The sequence below is a fragment of the Psychrobacter sp. ANT_H56B genome (assembly GCF_008369245.1).
Classification (GTDB): Bacteria; Pseudomonadota; Gammaproteobacteria; order Pseudomonadales; family Moraxellaceae; genus Psychrobacter; species Psychrobacter cryohalolentis.
Map to the genome: position 1 here is coordinate 309501 of NZ_VOBF01000001.1, position 16706 is coordinate 326206.

At 43.9% G+C, this 16706-nt stretch carries 13 protein-coding genes; 4 read left to right on the top strand and 9 right to left on the bottom strand.

The annotated features are described in order from the left end of the window. Positions 1–38: 38 nt before the first annotated feature. Together FQ082_RS01215 and lpxB are read right to left on the bottom strand one after the other, a co-directional pair. Positions 39–902: a ribonuclease HII gene (locus tag FQ082_RS01215; protein ID WP_149491731.1), complete on the bottom strand. Its 864-nt coding sequence runs from the start codon at positions 900–902 to the stop codon at positions 39–41. A 53-nt stretch (positions 903–955) separates the two neighbouring features. Further along, positions 956–2266: a lipid-A-disaccharide synthase gene (gene lpxB, locus FQ082_RS01220; RefSeq protein ID WP_149491732.1), complete on the bottom strand. Its 1311-nt coding sequence runs from the start codon at positions 2264–2266 to the stop codon at positions 956–958. Positions 2267–2630: 364 nt separating this feature from the next. On the opposite strand from lpxB, the gene FQ082_RS01225 reads away from it, so the two are divergent. Then, positions 2631–3713, top strand: coding sequence for a 3-deoxy-7-phosphoheptulonate synthase (locus FQ082_RS01225; protein WP_011513838.1), 1083 nt, complete (start codon positions 2631–2633; stop codon positions 3711–3713). A gap of 92 nt (positions 3714–3805) precedes the next feature. Here FQ082_RS01225 and pepN read toward each other — a convergent pair whose 3' ends face one another. After that, a complete protein-coding gene (gene pepN, locus FQ082_RS01230; RefSeq protein ID WP_223145335.1) occupies positions 3806–6406 on the bottom strand; it encodes an aminopeptidase N in 2601 nt (866 codons plus the stop codon). Positions 6407–6810: 404 nt separating this feature from the next. Here pepN and pal point away from each other — a divergent pair, with 404 nt between their 5' ends. Together pal and FQ082_RS01240 are read left to right on the top strand one after the other, a co-directional pair. Then, positions 6811–7329 carry a peptidoglycan-associated lipoprotein Pal gene (gene pal, locus FQ082_RS01235; protein ID WP_011513840.1) on the top strand — a complete coding sequence of 173 codons (519 nt, stop codon included), beginning with the start codon at positions 6811–6813 and terminating at the stop codon, positions 7327–7329. A 115-nt stretch (positions 7330–7444) separates the two neighbouring features. After that, positions 7445–8155: a 4'-phosphopantetheinyl transferase family protein gene (locus FQ082_RS01240; protein ID WP_149491734.1), complete on the top strand. Its 711-nt coding sequence runs from the start codon at positions 7445–7447 to the stop codon at positions 8153–8155. A 128-nt stretch (positions 8156–8283) separates the two neighbouring features. Here FQ082_RS01240 and FQ082_RS01245 read toward each other — a convergent pair whose 3' ends face one another. Continuing rightward, positions 8284–9156: a hypothetical protein gene (locus FQ082_RS01245; protein ID WP_149491735.1), complete on the bottom strand. Its 873-nt coding sequence runs from the start codon at positions 9154–9156 to the stop codon at positions 8284–8286. A 643-nt stretch (positions 9157–9799) separates the two neighbouring features. Between FQ082_RS01245 and FQ082_RS01250 the strand changes: the two genes are divergently transcribed. Further along, entirely contained in the window at positions 9800–10558 is a 759-nt protein-coding gene (locus FQ082_RS01250; protein ID WP_149491736.1) for an IclR family transcriptional regulator, read from the top strand. Between the two features lie 88 nt (positions 10559–10646). On the opposite strand, the gene mmsB is transcribed toward FQ082_RS01250, so the two are convergent. The 5 genes from mmsB to FQ082_RS01275 all read right to left on the bottom strand — a co-directional run bounded on the left by mmsB (position 10647) and on the right by FQ082_RS01275 (position 16559). Then, the gene (gene mmsB / locus FQ082_RS01255) at positions 10647–11612 is read right to left on the bottom strand and encodes a 3-hydroxyisobutyrate dehydrogenase (RefSeq protein ID WP_149491737.1); all 966 of its coding nucleotides are present in this window, start codon (positions 11610–11612) and stop codon (positions 10647–10649) included. Between the two features lie 111 nt (positions 11613–11723). After that, on the bottom strand, positions 11724–12968 hold the full coding sequence (locus tag FQ082_RS01260; protein ID WP_149491738.1) for an enoyl-CoA hydratase/isomerase family protein: 1245 nt from the start codon (positions 12966–12968) through the stop codon (positions 11724–11726). A gap of 54 nt (positions 12969–13022) precedes the next feature. After that, positions 13023–13805 carry an enoyl-CoA hydratase gene (locus FQ082_RS01265; RefSeq protein ID WP_149491739.1) on the bottom strand — a complete coding sequence of 261 codons (783 nt, stop codon included), beginning with the start codon at positions 13803–13805 and terminating at the stop codon, positions 13023–13025. A 45-nt stretch (positions 13806–13850) separates the two neighbouring features. Next, positions 13851–15011, bottom strand: coding sequence for an acyl-CoA dehydrogenase family protein (locus FQ082_RS01270; protein WP_149491740.1), 1161 nt, complete (start codon positions 15009–15011; stop codon positions 13851–13853). A gap of 63 nt (positions 15012–15074) precedes the next feature. Continuing rightward, a complete protein-coding gene (locus tag FQ082_RS01275) occupies positions 15075–16559 on the bottom strand; it encodes a CoA-acylating methylmalonate-semialdehyde dehydrogenase (RefSeq protein ID WP_149491741.1) in 1485 nt (494 codons plus the stop codon). Positions 16560–16706 lie beyond the last annotated feature (147 nt).

A 16706-nucleotide genomic window follows, 5' to 3' on the forward strand; every position in this document is an offset into this window, starting at 1 on the left:
CTATTTATTTAAACAAATCAGCCAATCTCTACCCACTCTTAACGCTCTAACGCCTTTCTCACTGGTGCAAAGCTGCGTCTGTGCGCGGCTAATACGCCATAAGTTTCGATTGCCTCCATATGTGCGCGTGTTGGATAGCCTTTATGCTTGGCAATGCCATATTCAGGATGCTTAGCGTCAAGCGCGTACATGGTTTTGTCACGGCTAACTTTTGCCAAAATACTGGCAGCGGCAATACTGGTATGACGCGCATCACCCTTGACCCATGCTTGACAGTCAACTACTTTTTCTTCGACACCAAGTTCTACGAGCCTTGCATAATTCAATTCAGGACAGCGATTCCCATCGAATAAAACTTCAGCATGCAGCTGGTGTACGTCTTGTGCCATGTCATTCAAATGATAAGCAATGACCTCTAACATTACCTCAGTACATAAACGCATCCCAAGCATGGTGGCTTGTAAGATATTCACTTGGTCAATCACTGCCGCTGGAATATCAGCAATGACATAACCAATGGCATGTTGCTGAACCAAGGGATACAGCATATCGCGCTTTTTTTCGCTCAACTGCTTGGAATCCGTCAGTATCGATAAGGGCGTATCTTTGAGAGGCTGCCCTTCAATCAGTCCTGACCAAGCACGTGGTAATATTGCCGACGCAACATTCACACTGCCCAATAACGGTCCACGTCCCGCTTCATCGACACCAATCTGAAGCACTGAGCGCGTATCACTCTGTGCAATATTATTCGAATATTGCGCAAGTAATTCGTTAATATTAAGTTGACCAGATAAATAAATGGGAGAAGCCAAATTAATATATTGTCCTTTTATATCAATCTGCTCGATACTGCGTTCAATTTTTAAAAGATTACTCTCTATATGTAGCATGCTATTCATTAATTTTATTGTCTTATTTTATGAAATGAAAAGGTATGTAATGAATTTTCTTACTAGATCTGCGGCGTTTTCGACGGATAATTTTGCAGATACCATTGTTCAATCACGCTATTGGCAGGCTCATGATTGCTTTGCTGTTGCAAAAGATGCTTGGTCTGAATCAGCGCATTCAATTGCTCCGCATAAGCACGTGGCTGCAAAAGGCGCATGACGGTACGGCAGATATTGTCACCACTTGCTTGCTCTTGAATAAGCTCCGGTACGATCGCGGTAGCTGCCAAAATATTTGGCAAACCCACATAGGGCACTTTGACCAGACGTTTAGCAATCTGATAGGTTAGCTGATTCAGCTGATAGACGACGACCATCGGACGCTCAAGTAGCATCGCCTCAAGCGTTGCGGTACCTGAGGCTAACATCACAATATCTGATGCCGCCATCGCCTGCTGACTAAAGGTTGGCTGGCTATCATCATAGACCACCACGATGGCGGCGCGCAGCTGCTCTGAGCGCTGATCAATCACGTCTTGGACGATATATTGATGGTTTTGATCGACAGTTGGGATGATAAAGCAAAGCTTTGGGTCCAATAAAAGCAGCTTTTGGATACCGTCTAGCATCAAGGGTAAAATAGCCGTTATTTCACCGCGGCGTGAGCCCGGCATCACACAAATAAGCTGACTGACCTCATCAAAGCGTTCGATAAAAAACTGCTGCAAACCATCGTTGTGCCAGACCAGCTCACTACGGCGCTGATTGATCGGGATCTCGAGTAGTGACTGGTCAATGGTATGCATCAGTGGATGCCCAACGCATATCGCCGGATGCTTATAACGCTCGTAAACAGGCAGCTCAAACGGAAACAGGCACAATACCAAGTGGGTTGCCGCTTTAATATTATGAATACGTGACTCGCGCCAAGCCCAGATAGAAGGACTAACATATTGCACGCAAAACACGCCTTTAGGCTTTAATTTTTTAGACACTCGTAGATTAAAATCAGGGGCATCTATGCCAATAAACCAATCAATATCCGCCTTTTTAAAAGCAGCCAGCAACTCACGACGCGCCTTAAGCAAATCAGGCAATTGCCCCATGACTTCTACCAGACCCATCACTGCCAAACGGGACAATGGAAAAATACTATTAAGCCCTTGTTCCTGCATTTTGGTACCGCCCACTCCGACCCAAACGATGTCATCACGTAGATTGTTCATCTGCTGCATAAAATCTGCACCCAGACTGTCTCCTGATACTTCACCAGCGACGATACCGATAACGAGCGGCTCACGCGCTACATTAGCCAACTCGTGAGTATCAAATGGCGCAGTTAAATCAGTCTGAAGCGTATGGTTATCGGTCATGAAAAGCTCTTAATAATAAAGTGTTACAGTGAAAGTCGTACAAGGGAGAAAACATGGATATTATAAAATATAACATGGGGTATCTATTATAGGATACGCACCATCATAATCAGCGGCGTTTGTGGTGCTCAAATTCAGCTATTTATACTGCCATCATACGTGACGATGATAAAAATAGCGAAGCTGCCCGAAGAAATCCAGTGGCATAAACGTCTCTTTATCCTACCTATAATCATCAAGTATAACCAAGTTTTCGCATCAGCATTCCAGTTATCAGTCAATTAACTGCTCGACTGCCCTTGTCAACCGGTACTTTTGTCCGCATAATGAAAGTCCCTATAAATCAGCTAGACGATATATAATCATGATAACAACCGCTACCCATAATGCAGAAATTGACGACGTGAATATTGAAAAATTTATTCCATTAATCACACCCAATGAGCTAAAAACCGAACTTCCTTTATCAAACGAAGCCTATAAAACCGTTTTAAATGGTCGTCACACTATCCAAAACATCTTGGATGGCAAAGACAAGCGTTTGTTTGTGGTGATTGGTCCATGCTCTATTCATGACATCAAAGCCGCTCATGAATATGCTGATCGCTTAGCCATATTGGCGAAAGAGATTGAAGACAGCGTATTCGTTGTGATGCGTGTCTATTTTGAGAAGCCGCGCACGACCGTTGGCTGGAAAGGCATGATTAATGACCCCGATATGAATGACAGCTTTGATATCGAAAAAGGTTTGCGTACAGCCCGTAAGCTACTGCTTGATCTCAATGAAAAAGGACTACCTTGTGCTACTGAAGCGCTTGACCCGAATACACCGCAGTACATGCAGGACTTGATCAGCTGGTCAGCGATTGGCGCACGTACGACCGAGAGCCAAACGCACCGTGAGATGAGCTCAGGCTTATCATGCCCAGTCGGCTTTAAAAATGGTACTGATGGTGGCATGACTGTTGCGGTCAACGCCATGCAAGCGGTAAAAGCGGGTCATAGTTTCTTGGGTCTGTCATCAGATGGCAAAGTGTCTATCATCAAATCTAAAGGCAACCCTTATGCTCACGTGGTATTGCGCGGTGGCAATGGTAAGCCTAACTATGATGAAACAGCGGTTGCTCAAGTAGAAGACGCACTCGCTAAAGGTAAAACCAGTAGCAAGATTATGATTGACTCAAGTCATGCCAACTCAGGTAAAGACCCTTACTTGCAACCGATGGTGATCCAAAACGTCGCGGAGCAAATCAGAAATGGTAACAAGTCCATCATTGGTATGATGATTGAGAGTCACTTAAAAGGTGGTCGCCAAGAGCTGACTGCTGATTTGGATGCGCTCGAATACGGCATGTCAATTACTGATGGTTGCTTAGATTGGGACAGCACGGTCACAGCACTACATAACTTACGTGATATGGTCAAAGACATCCTACCTAACCGTTAATAGCTGCTTATCAAAAAAGCCCGTTTGACACTAAATTGTCAGACGGGCTTTTTTCATGTTTAAGATTATGACTTTAGTTTTCTAAGACAGCTCTATACAGTCGCTGTACCCAGTACACTGCTTAGACTCTCATGCACATGCTTAGAGGATACTTGCTGCTGCACATCGAGCAGCTGCAAATGAGCCATTTGACGGCGTGGCTCAGCTAACGTATTCCAACGTGCCAATACTTGTAGTAAGCGCGAGGCTATCATCGGGTTAGAATCATCTAGTTTCTTAATCACGTCTGTATAGATATCCAAACCTTGTTGCGTCCATAATGCAGTTGGCTGCGAGGTAAAAGCGCTGATGACTGAACGTACGCGATTGGGCGTATTCCAATCGAAATCTTCATGTGCTAATAGTGATTTAATAACATCAGCATTGACGTTGTCAGCAGATGCTTGGACACTAAACCATAAATCAATCACCAAATCATCGGCTTGAAAACGCTGATAAAAATCTGCCAAGTACGCATCAGCATTTGCCACTTGATGATTGACCATGGCCTTTAGTGCGCCAAAACGTTCCGTCATACAGCTGGCATTATCATACTGCTGCTGTGCCCACTCTACAGCGCCTTCAACGTTTGCCGTCAATGCCATATCTAGCACCACATTACGTAGTGCCCGTTCACCACGAGCTTCTGCACTGTCTTCATAGGAGTGCAATGGCAGTTGCTTGTAAAGCATTTCCCATTGATCTTTTAACGCCTCTGCTAGCTGCTTATACAAACCTTCACGCTGCGCTTTGACCACTTCTGGATCATAATCTTCAGGAATAGCAGCCGCCAACTCTTGAGCTGATGGAATATCAAGTAAACGCGCTGCTAGCATTGCATCTTCACCTGCGAGCACTGGCAATGTCTGCGCCAATGCAGCTAGATAAACATCAGGATTGCTCTTTGTGCCTTGGGTGGGCAACAAAATACGGTTGACCAGCATCTGCGTCACTTGCCAACGATTGAAGCCATTGGTTTCATGTTTAAGTAAAAATGCCAAATCTTCATCTTGATAATCATAATTCAGCTGTACAGGCGCACTAAAATCACGTAGCAAAGACACCACAGGCTCAGCACTTACGCCTTCAAAAGTAAAGGTTTGTATAGCTTGGTCTAATAGCAACATACGCTCAGCAATAATTTTGCCGCTTTCTTTATCGAATAATGCCGTTGCAACTGGAATGGGCAACGGTTTTGGCGCATCAAAGCCGCTCACATGGCGGGTTTGCTGACTCAACGTAATCGTTAAGGTTTGCGTGGCGCTATCATAGTCTTGATGACCGGACACCACTGGCGTACCCGGCTGGCGATACCAATCGATAAATCCTTCTACTTTACCGTTAGTAATACTAAGCGCCGATAAGAAATCTTCAACCGTGACCGCCTGCCCGTCATAACGACGGAAATACTCGTCCGTCCCTTTTCGGAAATCATCAGCGCCCAAGGTATTGGCTATCATACGTACAATTTCAGCGCCTTTTTCATAGACGGTGGTGGTATAAAAGTTATTGATCTCAACAAAGCTCTCAGGGCGCACAGGATGCGCAAGTGGTCCTGCATCCTCTGCAAACTGATGGGCACGCAAAGTCGCGACATCATCAATACGTTGCACTGCGCTTGATTGCTGATCCGCTGAAAACGATTGATCACGGTAGACGGTAAAGCCTTCTTTTAAACATAACTGAAACCAATCACGACAAGTAATCCGATTGCCCGTCCAATTATGGAAATACTCATGGGCGATAATAGCTTTTACGCTAAAGCTACGGGTATCAGTCGTGGTTTCGGGGCTCGATAATACACAGGCAGTATTAAAGATATTTAGCCCTTTATTTTCCATCGCACCCATATTAAATTGACTGACTGCAACGATCATATAGCGGTCTAAGTCATAAGCACGACCGTAATTGACTTCATCCCATTGCATCGAATCTTTGAGTGCTTGCATACCGACATCACACTTATCGATATCGGCAGACTTTGCATACACTTCAAGCAAGACTTCTCGACCTTCACTGGTCATATAGCTATCCGCTAATACATCCAAGTCAGCGACCACACAAGCAAATAGATAGCTTGGCTTATTGGTCGGATCATGCCAAATCGCATAATGGCGGTTTGGCGCATCGATCATCTCCCCCGCTTCAACCAAATTACCATTGGCTAATAGTGTTGGATAGCGCTTGTCTGCTTCAAGGCGAGTGGTAAATATCGCGAGTACGTCAGGACGGTCTGGATAAAAAGTAATTTTACGGAAACCTTCCGGCTCGCACTGGGTGACAAACATCGTCTCATCACCACTGCCCGCCATATAAAACCCCTCAAGGGCAGTATTGGTCTGTGGACAGATACGCACTTGTAGCGCCAATGTCACCTCATCAGGAGCATCACTAATCGTAAGCTTACCTGTTGACAGCTCATAACGCTCAGCACTCAATACCTCACCATTCATGGACAGAGCCAGCAGCTCTAAATCTTCACCAAATAAAACGATATCGCCTGCGCTTTGACGTACCATCTTTAGAGTACTGTCTACCTTTGCATGGTCTTCAAATAACTTGATATCTAAGCTGACAGTTTCAACATCGAAGCTTGGCTCTTGATAGTCTTTTAAATTGATTTTACTGGGCGCATGGAGAGGTACATCAGGCATTTCAGCATTGATGATTTGCGCATCGTTTTCAGCGGTAGACATATAGATTCCTATTGGTTTTTATGATGGTTATATTTATAACAGCCTTTATAGCAAGACTTAAGCGACACTTTGATACTGTCGCAATACCTATGTAAGATACCTAAGTACATTGACTTAAAGCGCCAAATTTCAAGGTTACTGCTAAATTAAAATAAGAAAGGTAACGATGATAAGAATCCCTATATAATGGCGTAAATTTTGGCGTAATGCGCATTATATCTATTTGTAAACTCTAGCATTATTTACAGTAATAGTACTTACATAAAGTAACATTTAGTATATTATAGATAGCAATTGCCCAAGTTTTATCGTAAGCAGTTTACAACAACAAATGTAATTCATTAAAATTTTTGGAGCTTATTATGTCAACCAGTTTTTCAAAAATCGCTGCCCTCGCTGTATTATCAAGCGCTGTTGTTCTAGCATCAGGTTGTGCCACCAAGCGCGCCACTTCTGAAGTCGTCGTTGCCCCTCTAGGTATCCCAGGTGGTCAAGTTGGCTACAATGGTGCTGTTATCGTAGACAACTCAAACGCAGTTATTACCGGTGCTGAGAACATCCAAGCCGTTGTATACTTTGCCTTTGATAGCAGTGCGATCACTTCACAATCTGCAGGTGTCTTAAACCAACACGCGGGTCTGTTAAAATCTAACCCAAATGCAGGCGTAGTTATCGCGGGTCACACCGATGAGCGCGGTAGCCGTGAATATAACATCGCATTGGGTGAGCGCCGTGCCCAAGCAGCACGTGATTATCTTGCAGCACAAGGCGTTGCAGCAAATAATATCCGTGTCATCAGCTATGGCGAAGAGCGTCCTGCTGCTGCCGGTACGAACGAAGATGCCTATGCCCAAAACCGCCGTGCTGAACTGTCTTACTAAGCATATAGCATAAGACATTATAAGCATTCAAAAGCCCAACAAGCCTATTGTTGGGCTTTTTGTTAGGCTAAGATAAATCGCGATATAAACCATAAGTTTCTACAGTATACAGACTATGCAAAACTTAATGCTACACGATATTCTCTATACTCAGCTCGACCCCATGACAATGACATGGTGTGCGACTGCTCAAGTGCGCCCTATCCAGCCTTACTATGATCAAGCAGCCGATGCTCACTTATCTGCTCCTCAGATTGCTCGTCATCAGTGCCAGCAGCAACGTGCAGGTGTAAGGCTATTATTGCAGGCATTGCTCAAAAGACTGGATATCGTCGATCGTTTAGATGAATCAAATTTTCCTTATCGACTCACTCATAGCCAATATTATGTGTGTTTTAGCCATACCAATGGCAATAATAAAAATACTACTCGAATACAAAATGATATAGAAAAATCAGACATACCATACGTCAAGGTCGCTGTCGTTATCAGTCGCCATCGTGCCTCGGGTATTGATATCGAAGTCAATGCCGTGAAATGGCAGGTAGCAAAGCGGTTCTATCATCCAAAAGAGCTGGCTATCTTGCAAACATTGCCAATGATACAGCGTAACTCTGCCATAAGATGGCTGTGGCAAATAAAAGAGAGCTTTATTAAGATACATCAATATACGCTTGCCCAAGGTTTAGGCATGGATTACTCCGCCATCATTTACGATTTACTCAATCAGCCTATAGAAACCCTACCCTTGCTTACTCTGACTGACGATAAAACTAATTATAGAATTTCTGTTATTTCCTCACAGCAAACTGTTATTGTTTATTGATAAATATCAAATACCTGATAATAAATGACATTTATTACTTTATTTTAGACATAAAAAAACGACCCTCAAAAGGATCGTTTTTTTATACTTATTCTTCTGTTAACAACAGTATTTAAACGATTGTTAAATTAGAAGCGGTAAGTTGCACCAACTTTAACAATTGGCATCCACTCTAACCAGTCTTTATTTTCTAGCTCTCTTTCTGCTGCAGCTGCAACATCTTTACCTTGAACTACAGTAATATTGCCATCTGAGTCCTTAGCTGTAACAGGACCATTTGCATTACTTGAAGTGACAGTAGCATCAGTTTGACCCATATATGCAGCGCCTAGCTCGCCAAACAGACCAAAATTATTGGTAATGTTAGGACGGAAACCGATAGTAGCATAAGGAGCTAGTTTGTTACGATGTTCCATAGTACCTTCTAAAGTACCAGTTTGATTCGCATCGTAGTCAACATTATTGATTCTAAAGTTAGGACCATTAGCATTTGCACGTACATCAAAATCGTTATCAGGAACGATAATACCAGCACCCATAGTGAACCAGTTCGCCATAGGACGTACTTGTACGCCTAAGTACGGGTTGCTGAAGTCAGAATCGACTTCGTAGTTTACGTCGTTTGCATCAAAATCGCCGCCGAATAAATCAGCAACATCGCCACCTGCCCAACCAGCTTGAATTTCAGTTTTGTCGTTTAAGCCCCAAGCGATGTTAGCACCATAGCCTAAAGTACCAACTTCAGCACTGATCGCTGCTGGATGAGTAACAGTTTGGAAGAAAGTCTTAGTACCGCCAACAACTGCACCAGTGGTGTTACGTAACACACCAGCATCTGCATTATAGGCATAACCAGCGTCTGCTTGATAAGCAACTGCTACTGGCTCAGCTTCGTATACAACAGCGTCATTGCCATCAATAACGATAACTGGATCAGCTGCAAGAGCAGCAGTTGAGGCTAAAACGGCAGCAGTGATTGCTGTTAATTGAATAAGTTTCATAATTACTCTCCTAAAGTATGAAATAACACGCCCATAAAAAAATGAAAATCTAACTTTTTTAAACAATCATTTTGATGCGAGGATTAAAACAATTTTGGCTCAAAAAGTCACCCCTAAAGATGCACTTTTTATTTACCATTATGTAAAGATTGCATAGATATTGTAATAATTACTACACCAGCCCGCAATACTTCGCCCTTTTGTTACACAATGCTATTAAAGCCACCGCGCAGCCTACACATGATTATTGGAATGCTTAACGCTCATGTAAAGGTATTACAAAATATGTCTGCATGATGAAGCATCTTGAGAAATAACGCAATAACAGTTATAGAGTTAATTACTACAGATTGTTGTACTTTGTGACTGAACGTATCTAGTATAGCTACGAAAACCGAAAAATTCTCAGATAATTTTGTTATAAATTCACGCAATGTAAATACGTTACTATATAATAAGAGGTAGGCTTGTCTAAGGGTTATATTGTGCTAAATTAGAGTCAGTAAGCCAATTACTGTATGCTTTTATGCTTATCCATTTTTAGCCTTATCGCCTTGACTGTTCTGCTCTATTTTTAGAGGCGATTATATCCATAATGATATAACTACTTGCTTTGTTTTTTTATTATTACTGAGTCATTTATATGCCTAAAGTATCATCGATTACCCGTGTGCTAGAGATTATTGAGGCGGTATCTTATGCCTCAAAGCCGATTTCGCCACTAGAGCTATCGCAGGAGCTTGATATTCCGAAGCCAACCATTCATCGATTGATTCAAAATCTGGTTGATGAAGGGTTTGTGACAATTGATATTGGCGGCGGTATTATACCGGGCAAGCGGGTACGCAATTTGGGTGTTGAGCTTTGGCAGCAGCGACTGTTCTTTAATGAACGTCAAATGATTTTGCAAAAACTGGTCGATGAGCTAAAAGAAACCTGCGGTATCGGTGTTCCTTATAACATGAATATGATCTATACCAACCGCGCACAAACGACCTTGCCGATACAGATTTATTTACCAGTAGGCGCAAAGTCGCCAATGTGGTGTACAGCGACTGGGAAGCTGTATTTAAGTCAGTTGCCGAGTGCAAGCCGCGAAAAAATACTACAAAATTTGTCACTAGATAAGTTCACTAAAAACACCATCACTGATATCGACAAATTAAACGCTGAGCTTGATCGTATCGCTGAAACAGGCATAGGTATCGATAACGAAGAGTTTATCTCTGAGATGGTGGCAATCGCCGTACCGATACGGGATAGGAAATCACGATACCTTGCTTCGCTATATCTGCATGCACCGACCATACGGGTGTCTTTAGATGATCTCTTAACCTATGTGCCACGACTGCAAAAAGCGGCGCAAGATATTCAGTCTCTGGTCTATGAGCTGCCAAGTTAAATGCCTTGATATAAATTAGAAATAAGTCAAAAAAAAGGTCTGCACTATTACCATAATGCAGACCTTTTTTATTTGTGTGCTTGATAATTTAAGACAATACAGAGCTGTCGTGACGCGCCATAATGCTAGAAAAATCTCTATCACCATTCTCGATGGTATGCGCGGCATATAGCTCAGTTGCTTTTGCACCCATTGGCGTCTCTACCTGAGTGTCTTCAGCGGTTTGCATGGCAAGATTAAGATCCTTTTGCATCAGCTTACTCATAAATCCGCCTTGATAGCCATTGCTCGATGGGACATTTTCCATCACTTGCGGATAAGGGTTGTAGACTTCTAGCGTCCAGTTACGACCGGAGCTTTGTAGCATGATATCCGATAGCACTTTTGGGTCGAGACCATTTTTGACGCCTAGATTAATCGCCTCTGCCGTGCCTGCCATCAGAATTCCAAGCAGCATGTTATTACAGATTTTAGCCACTTGTCCTGCACCATGCTCGCCTGCGTGAAAGATGTTTTTTCCCATTACAGCCAGTATCGGTTCAGCTTTGGCAAAGGCTGCATCGTCTCCACCAACGATAAAGGTTAGCGTACCAGCGATAGCGCCGCCTGTACCGCCAGAGACTGGCGCATCTAAAAAATCAATACCAAGCTTACTTGCAGCTTCTGCTACTTTCCTAGCATCAGCTGCTGCTATAGTACTGCTATCGATAACCAAAGTACCTTTTGGTAAGTCTATAAGTAGACCGTCAGAGCTACCTTCTCTTAGATAGACAGAATGCACGTGCTTGCCAGCAGGTAACATACTGATCACCACTTGGGCATTTTGAGCAGCATCTTTAGGACTCTCTGCTATATTGGCACCCGCTTGTTGCAAGCGCGCGGTCGCCTCTACAGATAAATCATAAACCGAAAGCGTATAACCTGCCTTTAGCAAGTTTTCTGCCATCGGACCGCCCATATTACCAAGTCCAATAAAGGCGATATTTGGCTTTGCTGTATTACCATTATTATCAGTCGTAGTTGTACTACTTGAACCTATATCCTTTATAGCCATCTCATCGCTCCTTGATGATTGATTATGCAATTAGTTTTAATTTTTCAAATTTCACTTAATCTAGTCACTTAATCCAGTTAATTTGGCTTAAATCAGATGCTAAATATCTGGTTAGCGAACAGCCTCATTACCCAATGCAGCAGCGCTAAGCCAATCGTTTAAAGGATGCTTGCCTTTAGCATATGGGTTGGTAAAATGCTGCTGGATATAATCTTGTCCCTCTGCGCTCAAACACTCAGCTAACGTACGAGACCAGTTTGGCGTCCGATCTTTATCAATCAATAACGCCCGCACGCCTTCCTTAAAATCAGGGTTAGCCGCACAATGTACAGCGACATTGGTCTCTAGGTACAAGACTTGCTCTAGCGATAAATCCGTCACCTTATGATATAGCGCATAGGTCAATGCCGCAGTCATTGGACAGCCATGTCGATAGGTTGCAATGGCTCGTTGTGCCCAACTGTCGGCAGCAAAATCTGTATCAAGTTGTGTGAGCGCCTCATCACTTTGTAATAGCGCATCAATATCACCTAAACCGCCACTGTTCATTAGCTGCTGAATAGCACACCAATGCTGCGCAAGCTTACTAGCAGGTAGCTCAGCAACAGGCTGCGCCGCCAATGCTCGACTCACGATACTATGGGCGCTGTTGTTACTTTCTTTACTGTGCTTATTCTCTTTATTATTATCAGCTGCCGTTTGCCAGTCGCTATGTGTTAAGCGCTGCATGATGGCATCATAATCCTGACTTCCAACCCCATATTCTGCTAAGTTGGTCAATAATGCATCGCTACCATTACACATTGCACCTGTCAGCCCTAAGAATAAACCAGTTTTGGCCGGCATACGCTGTAAGAACCAACTGCCGGAAGCATCAGGGAATAGACCAATGGTAATCTCAGGCATGGCAAAACGTGTACGCTCAGTGACTAGACGATGGCTACAGCCTGCCATCAAACCCATACCGCCGCCCATAATGATGCCGTCACCCCATAAGATTAATGGCTTAGGGTAAAAATGCATTTGGCGATAAAGACTATATTCATGACCAAAAAAATCTGTCGCATAAGGATTTGGCATAGGCGCTGTTGCTGACATACTGTCATATAACCTACGAATATCACCGCCTGCACAAAACGCTTTGTCGCCTGCGCCTTTTAATAGCAATGCCACCACTTGCTCGTCACCTTCCCACTGCTCTAGTTGTTGCGATAACAACTGACACATCTCAACGCTCAAGGCATTAAGAGACTTTGGCATATTTAACGTCATTATCCCAATAAGGTGACCACAATCTGTCGCCTCGGTGCTGAATAATACCGGTGCGTCTGATGTGCCTTCTATAGCTGCTGTCATAAATGTGACCTACAAAATGAAAAGTGAAATGATATTATTATATTTACGCTAGGGTTATTTATTTTGCCAAACGGGCTTACGCTTCTCTAAAAATGCTTGTACCCCTTCGCGCTGATCTTCAGTATCGAACAATTTAACAAAGGCTTCACGCTCATGGATAAGGTTTTGCGCAGGTGGCGTCTCTCTTGCCGCTTGAATAAGCATTTTAGAATAACTGACCGCAACCGGTGATTGCTTAGCAACTTTTTGCGCCAATGCTTGAGCTGCTTGTAATCCTTCACCTTTCGCAGCAACTTCTTCGACTAAGCCAATACGTAGTGCAGTCTCGGCATCGACGCGCTCACCGCACAATATCATGCGCTTTGCCCAACCCTCACCTACCAAAGCCGTTAGATTTTGGGTGCCACCGGCACACGGCAACAAGCCAACGCCTGTCTCTGGTAATGCCATTTGAGCATGGTCTTCTGCAATACGGATATCACAAGCGAGCGCACACTCAAGACCACCGCCCATCGCATAGCCATTGATAACCGCTATACTCACGCCGCGATAGGCTGACAACGCTTCAAATGCTTCACCAAAGGCTATCGCCATACTGATCGCACGACCTTTATCACCATCTGCAAAATTGTTCAGATCGGCACCCGCTGAAAAGAACTTCTCGCCATCGCCATGGACGATTAACGCATACACCTCATCATTGGTATTGAGATCAGTGACCAATTGCTTAAGCGCCTTAAGACTGTCCATCGTCCACGTATGAGCAGGTGGGTTGTTCAATGTTAGCGTTGCAGTATGACCATCAATCGATAGTTTTAAGTTGGTATAATCCGTCATGATCAAACATCCTTATCATAAAATCATTTTATTCATATAAATAGGTTAGCGCAGTTGGCTCAATGCATCGTCTTGTAATAGCTGACGCGAGACAATCACGCGCATAATTTCATTGGTGCCTTCCAAAATCTGATGCACGCGCAAATCTCGCACATGACGCTCAAGCGGATACTCATTGAGATAGCCGTAACCACCGTGTAGTTGCAGAGCTTCGTTGGCGACATCGAAACAAAGATCAGTCGATAAGCGCTTTGCCATTGCGCAATAAGTAGAGGCCTGAACATCGTTATTATCGACTTTATTCGCCGCTAAATACAGCATTTGCCGTGCCGTGATGGTTTGAGTCAACATATCAGCAAGCTTAAACTGTACCGACTGTAAGCTAGCAATCGGGCTACCAAACTGACTGCGCTCTTGTACGTAATTGGTCGCTGTCTCAAGCGCCGCTTGCGCTGTCCCTACTGCACAGATACCAATATTAATCCGGCCGCCATCAAGCCCTTTCATCGCGATACGAAAGCCTTGACCTTCTTCGCCTATCAAATTTTCTACTGGAACTTTGACATCTTTAAAGCTAATCGTCCGTGTCGGCTGTGCTTTCCAGCCCATTTTATGCTCGTTTTTGCCGTATTCAATACCAGCACTATCGGCATCGACAACGAATGCTGAAATCCCCTTTGGTCCTGCGCCGCCCGTACGAGCCATAACCACTAACACATCGGTTGAGCCTGCCCCTGAAATAAAGGTTTTTTCACCGTTCAGCACATAATGCTCGCCTTGCTTATCGGCTTTGGTACGAAGTGATGCGGCATCAGAACCGGCATTAGGTTCTGTTAAGCAGTAACTGCCTAGCCATTCACCGCTGACCATATTTGGCAAATATTTTTTACACAATGTGTCACTGCCAAACTCACCAATCATCCAGCCTGCCATATTATGAATACTCATATAAGCAGCGACCGCAGTATCACCCCATGCTAGCTCTTCAAAAACCATGGCAGAATCTAAACGCGGCAATCCCAAGCCATCATATTCAGGGTTGGTATATAACCCTAAAAAGCCAAGCTCGCCTGATTTTTTAATCACATCAATCGGAAAATGCGAAGTACGATCCCATTCAGCGGCATTGGGCTTAAGCTCTTTTTGGGCAAACTGTCTTGCGGTTTGGCGAAAGGCAATTTGGTCATCGGTTAATGAAAAATCCATGGGGTCATCCTTGTGCTGAATATGGTGTATTAAGTCGTCAGTGCAAATATAGGTGATTCAGCGTTAAATTGAAATAGTCGTATTGACGCCGCGGCTTGCTTCATCATCAAACCAGCGCGCCGTAACGGTCTTGGTTTGGGTATAAAATTGCACCGCTTGCTTACCATAAGGACCCAAATCACCAAGCTTACTAGCACGTGAGCCTGAAAACGAGAACATTGGTAGTGGCACAGGAATCGGCAAGTTAATACCGATTTGACCGACTTGGATATCTTGCTGGAACTTATGCGCTGCAGCTCCTGACTGAGTGAAGATAGCAGTACCATTACCATGCGGGTTGGCATTCAGCATCTCTATCGCTTCATCTAAGCTGTTAGCGCGCATGATACACAGTACAGGTCCAAAGATTTCTTCTTTATAGATTTGCATGTCGCTAGTGACATTATCAAAGATAGTTGGACCAACAAAATTGCCCTTTTCATAACCTTCGACCGTAATGCCACGACCATCAAGTATCAAGCTCGCACCTTCTTCTACCCCTGTGCCAATCAAATGCTCAACACGCGCTTTTGCCGCAGGAGAAATCAATGGACCCAAATCTTTATCATGTTTACCGGCTGAGACAATCAAACCCTCTGCTTTGGCTTTGATGTCATCAATCCACTCACCAGCGGCACCGACAAGAACAACCACAGATAATGCCATACAACGTTGACCGGCAGCACCAAATGCAGCACCTGCTAGCTGATTAAGGGTTTGCTCTTTATTAGCATCCGGCAAGATAACGCCATGGTTTTTTGCACCCATCATACACTGAGCACGTTTTCCTGATTGACTGGCACGCTCGTAAACGTGTTTTCCGACGTTGGTCGAACCGACAAAAGAGACTGCTTTGATGTCAGGATGATCACAAATCGCATCAACGGTGGCTTTGCCGCCATGTACTACATTTAGAACCCCTTCAGGTACACCTGCTTCAACGGCAAGCTCAACCAAACGCATGGTCACCATTGGGTCTTGCTCAGAAGGTTTTAAGATAAAAGTATTACCCGTGGCAATCGCCATTGGGAACATCCACAGTGGAATCATCGCTGGGAAGTTAAACGGCGTGATGCCTGCACAGACGCCCAGTGGCTGCCAAATACTATAGGTATCAACCCCAGACGCAACGTTTTCAACGAAATCGCCAATCTGTAGATTTGCAATCCCAGCAGCATGCTCGACTACCTCCAAACCTCGGAATACATCACCACGCGCATCAGCAATGGTCTTGCCCTGCTCTGCGGTCAAGATTTCTGCTAGCTCATCCATATGGTCACGAATCAGCGCCTGATACTTTAAAAAGATACGCGCACGTGTGGTAATCGGTGTTTTGCGCCACGTTTGAAACGCTGCTTGAGCAGCAGCGACCGCTTGATTGATTTCATCATCAGTGGTTTGTGGGACTTTGGCAATGACTTGTTGAGTGGCAGGATCGGTAATATCAATCCATTCGCTAGTATTAGAATCAACAAATTGACCATTAATGAGCTGCTGAACGTGGTGCATAAGATATCCTTATCTTGTTTGCAAGACTGTCATTAGCTGACGTCTTAGAATTTTGAAAGTTTTGAGTTTGAAAACTTTAAATTTAAAAACTTAGAATTTATCATTTTGTTATATAATTTTAAAATGATTTATTTCGTATCGTTATTG

Coding starts and splice junctions, on each gene's coding strand:
- FQ082_RS01260 (WP_149491738.1), bottom strand. CDS start 12,968: ATGACAGCAGCTATAGAAGGCACATCAGACGCACCGGTATTATTCAGC.
- FQ082_RS01270 (WP_149491740.1), bottom strand. CDS start 15,011: ATGGATTTTTCATTAACCGATGACCAAATTGCCTTTCGCCAAACCGCA.
- FQ082_RS01225 (WP_011513838.1), top strand. CDS start 2,631: ATGATAACAACCGCTACCCATAATGCAGAAATTGACGACGTGAATATT.
- lpxB (WP_149491732.1), bottom strand. CDS start 2,266: ATGACCGATAACCATACGCTTCAGACTGATTTAACTGCGCCATTTGAT.
- FQ082_RS01275 (WP_149491741.1), bottom strand. CDS start 16,559: ATGCACCACGTTCAGCAGCTCATTAATGGTCAATTTGTTGATTCTAAT.
- FQ082_RS01265 (WP_149491739.1), bottom strand. CDS start 13,805: ATGACGGATTATACCAACTTAAAACTATCGATTGATGGTCATACTGCA.
- FQ082_RS01245 (WP_149491735.1), bottom strand. CDS start 9,156: ATGAAACTTATTCAATTAACAGCAATCACTGCTGCCGTTTTAGCCTCA.
- mmsB (WP_149491737.1), bottom strand. CDS start 11,612: ATGGCTATAAAGGATATAGGTTCAAGTAGTACAACTACGACTGATAAT.
- FQ082_RS01250 (WP_149491736.1), top strand. CDS start 9,800: ATGCCTAAAGTATCATCGATTACCCGTGTGCTAGAGATTATTGAGGCG.
- pal (WP_011513840.1), top strand. CDS start 6,811: ATGTCAACCAGTTTTTCAAAAATCGCTGCCCTCGCTGTATTATCAAGC.
- FQ082_RS01215 (WP_149491731.1), bottom strand. CDS start 902: ATGAATAGCATGCTACATATAGAGAGTAATCTTTTAAAAATTGAACGC.
- pepN (WP_223145335.1), bottom strand. CDS start 6,406: ATGCCTGATGTACCTCTCCATGCGCCCAGTAAAATCAATTTAAAAGAC.
- FQ082_RS01240 (WP_149491734.1), top strand. CDS start 7,445: ATGCAAAACTTAATGCTACACGATATTCTCTATACTCAGCTCGACCCC.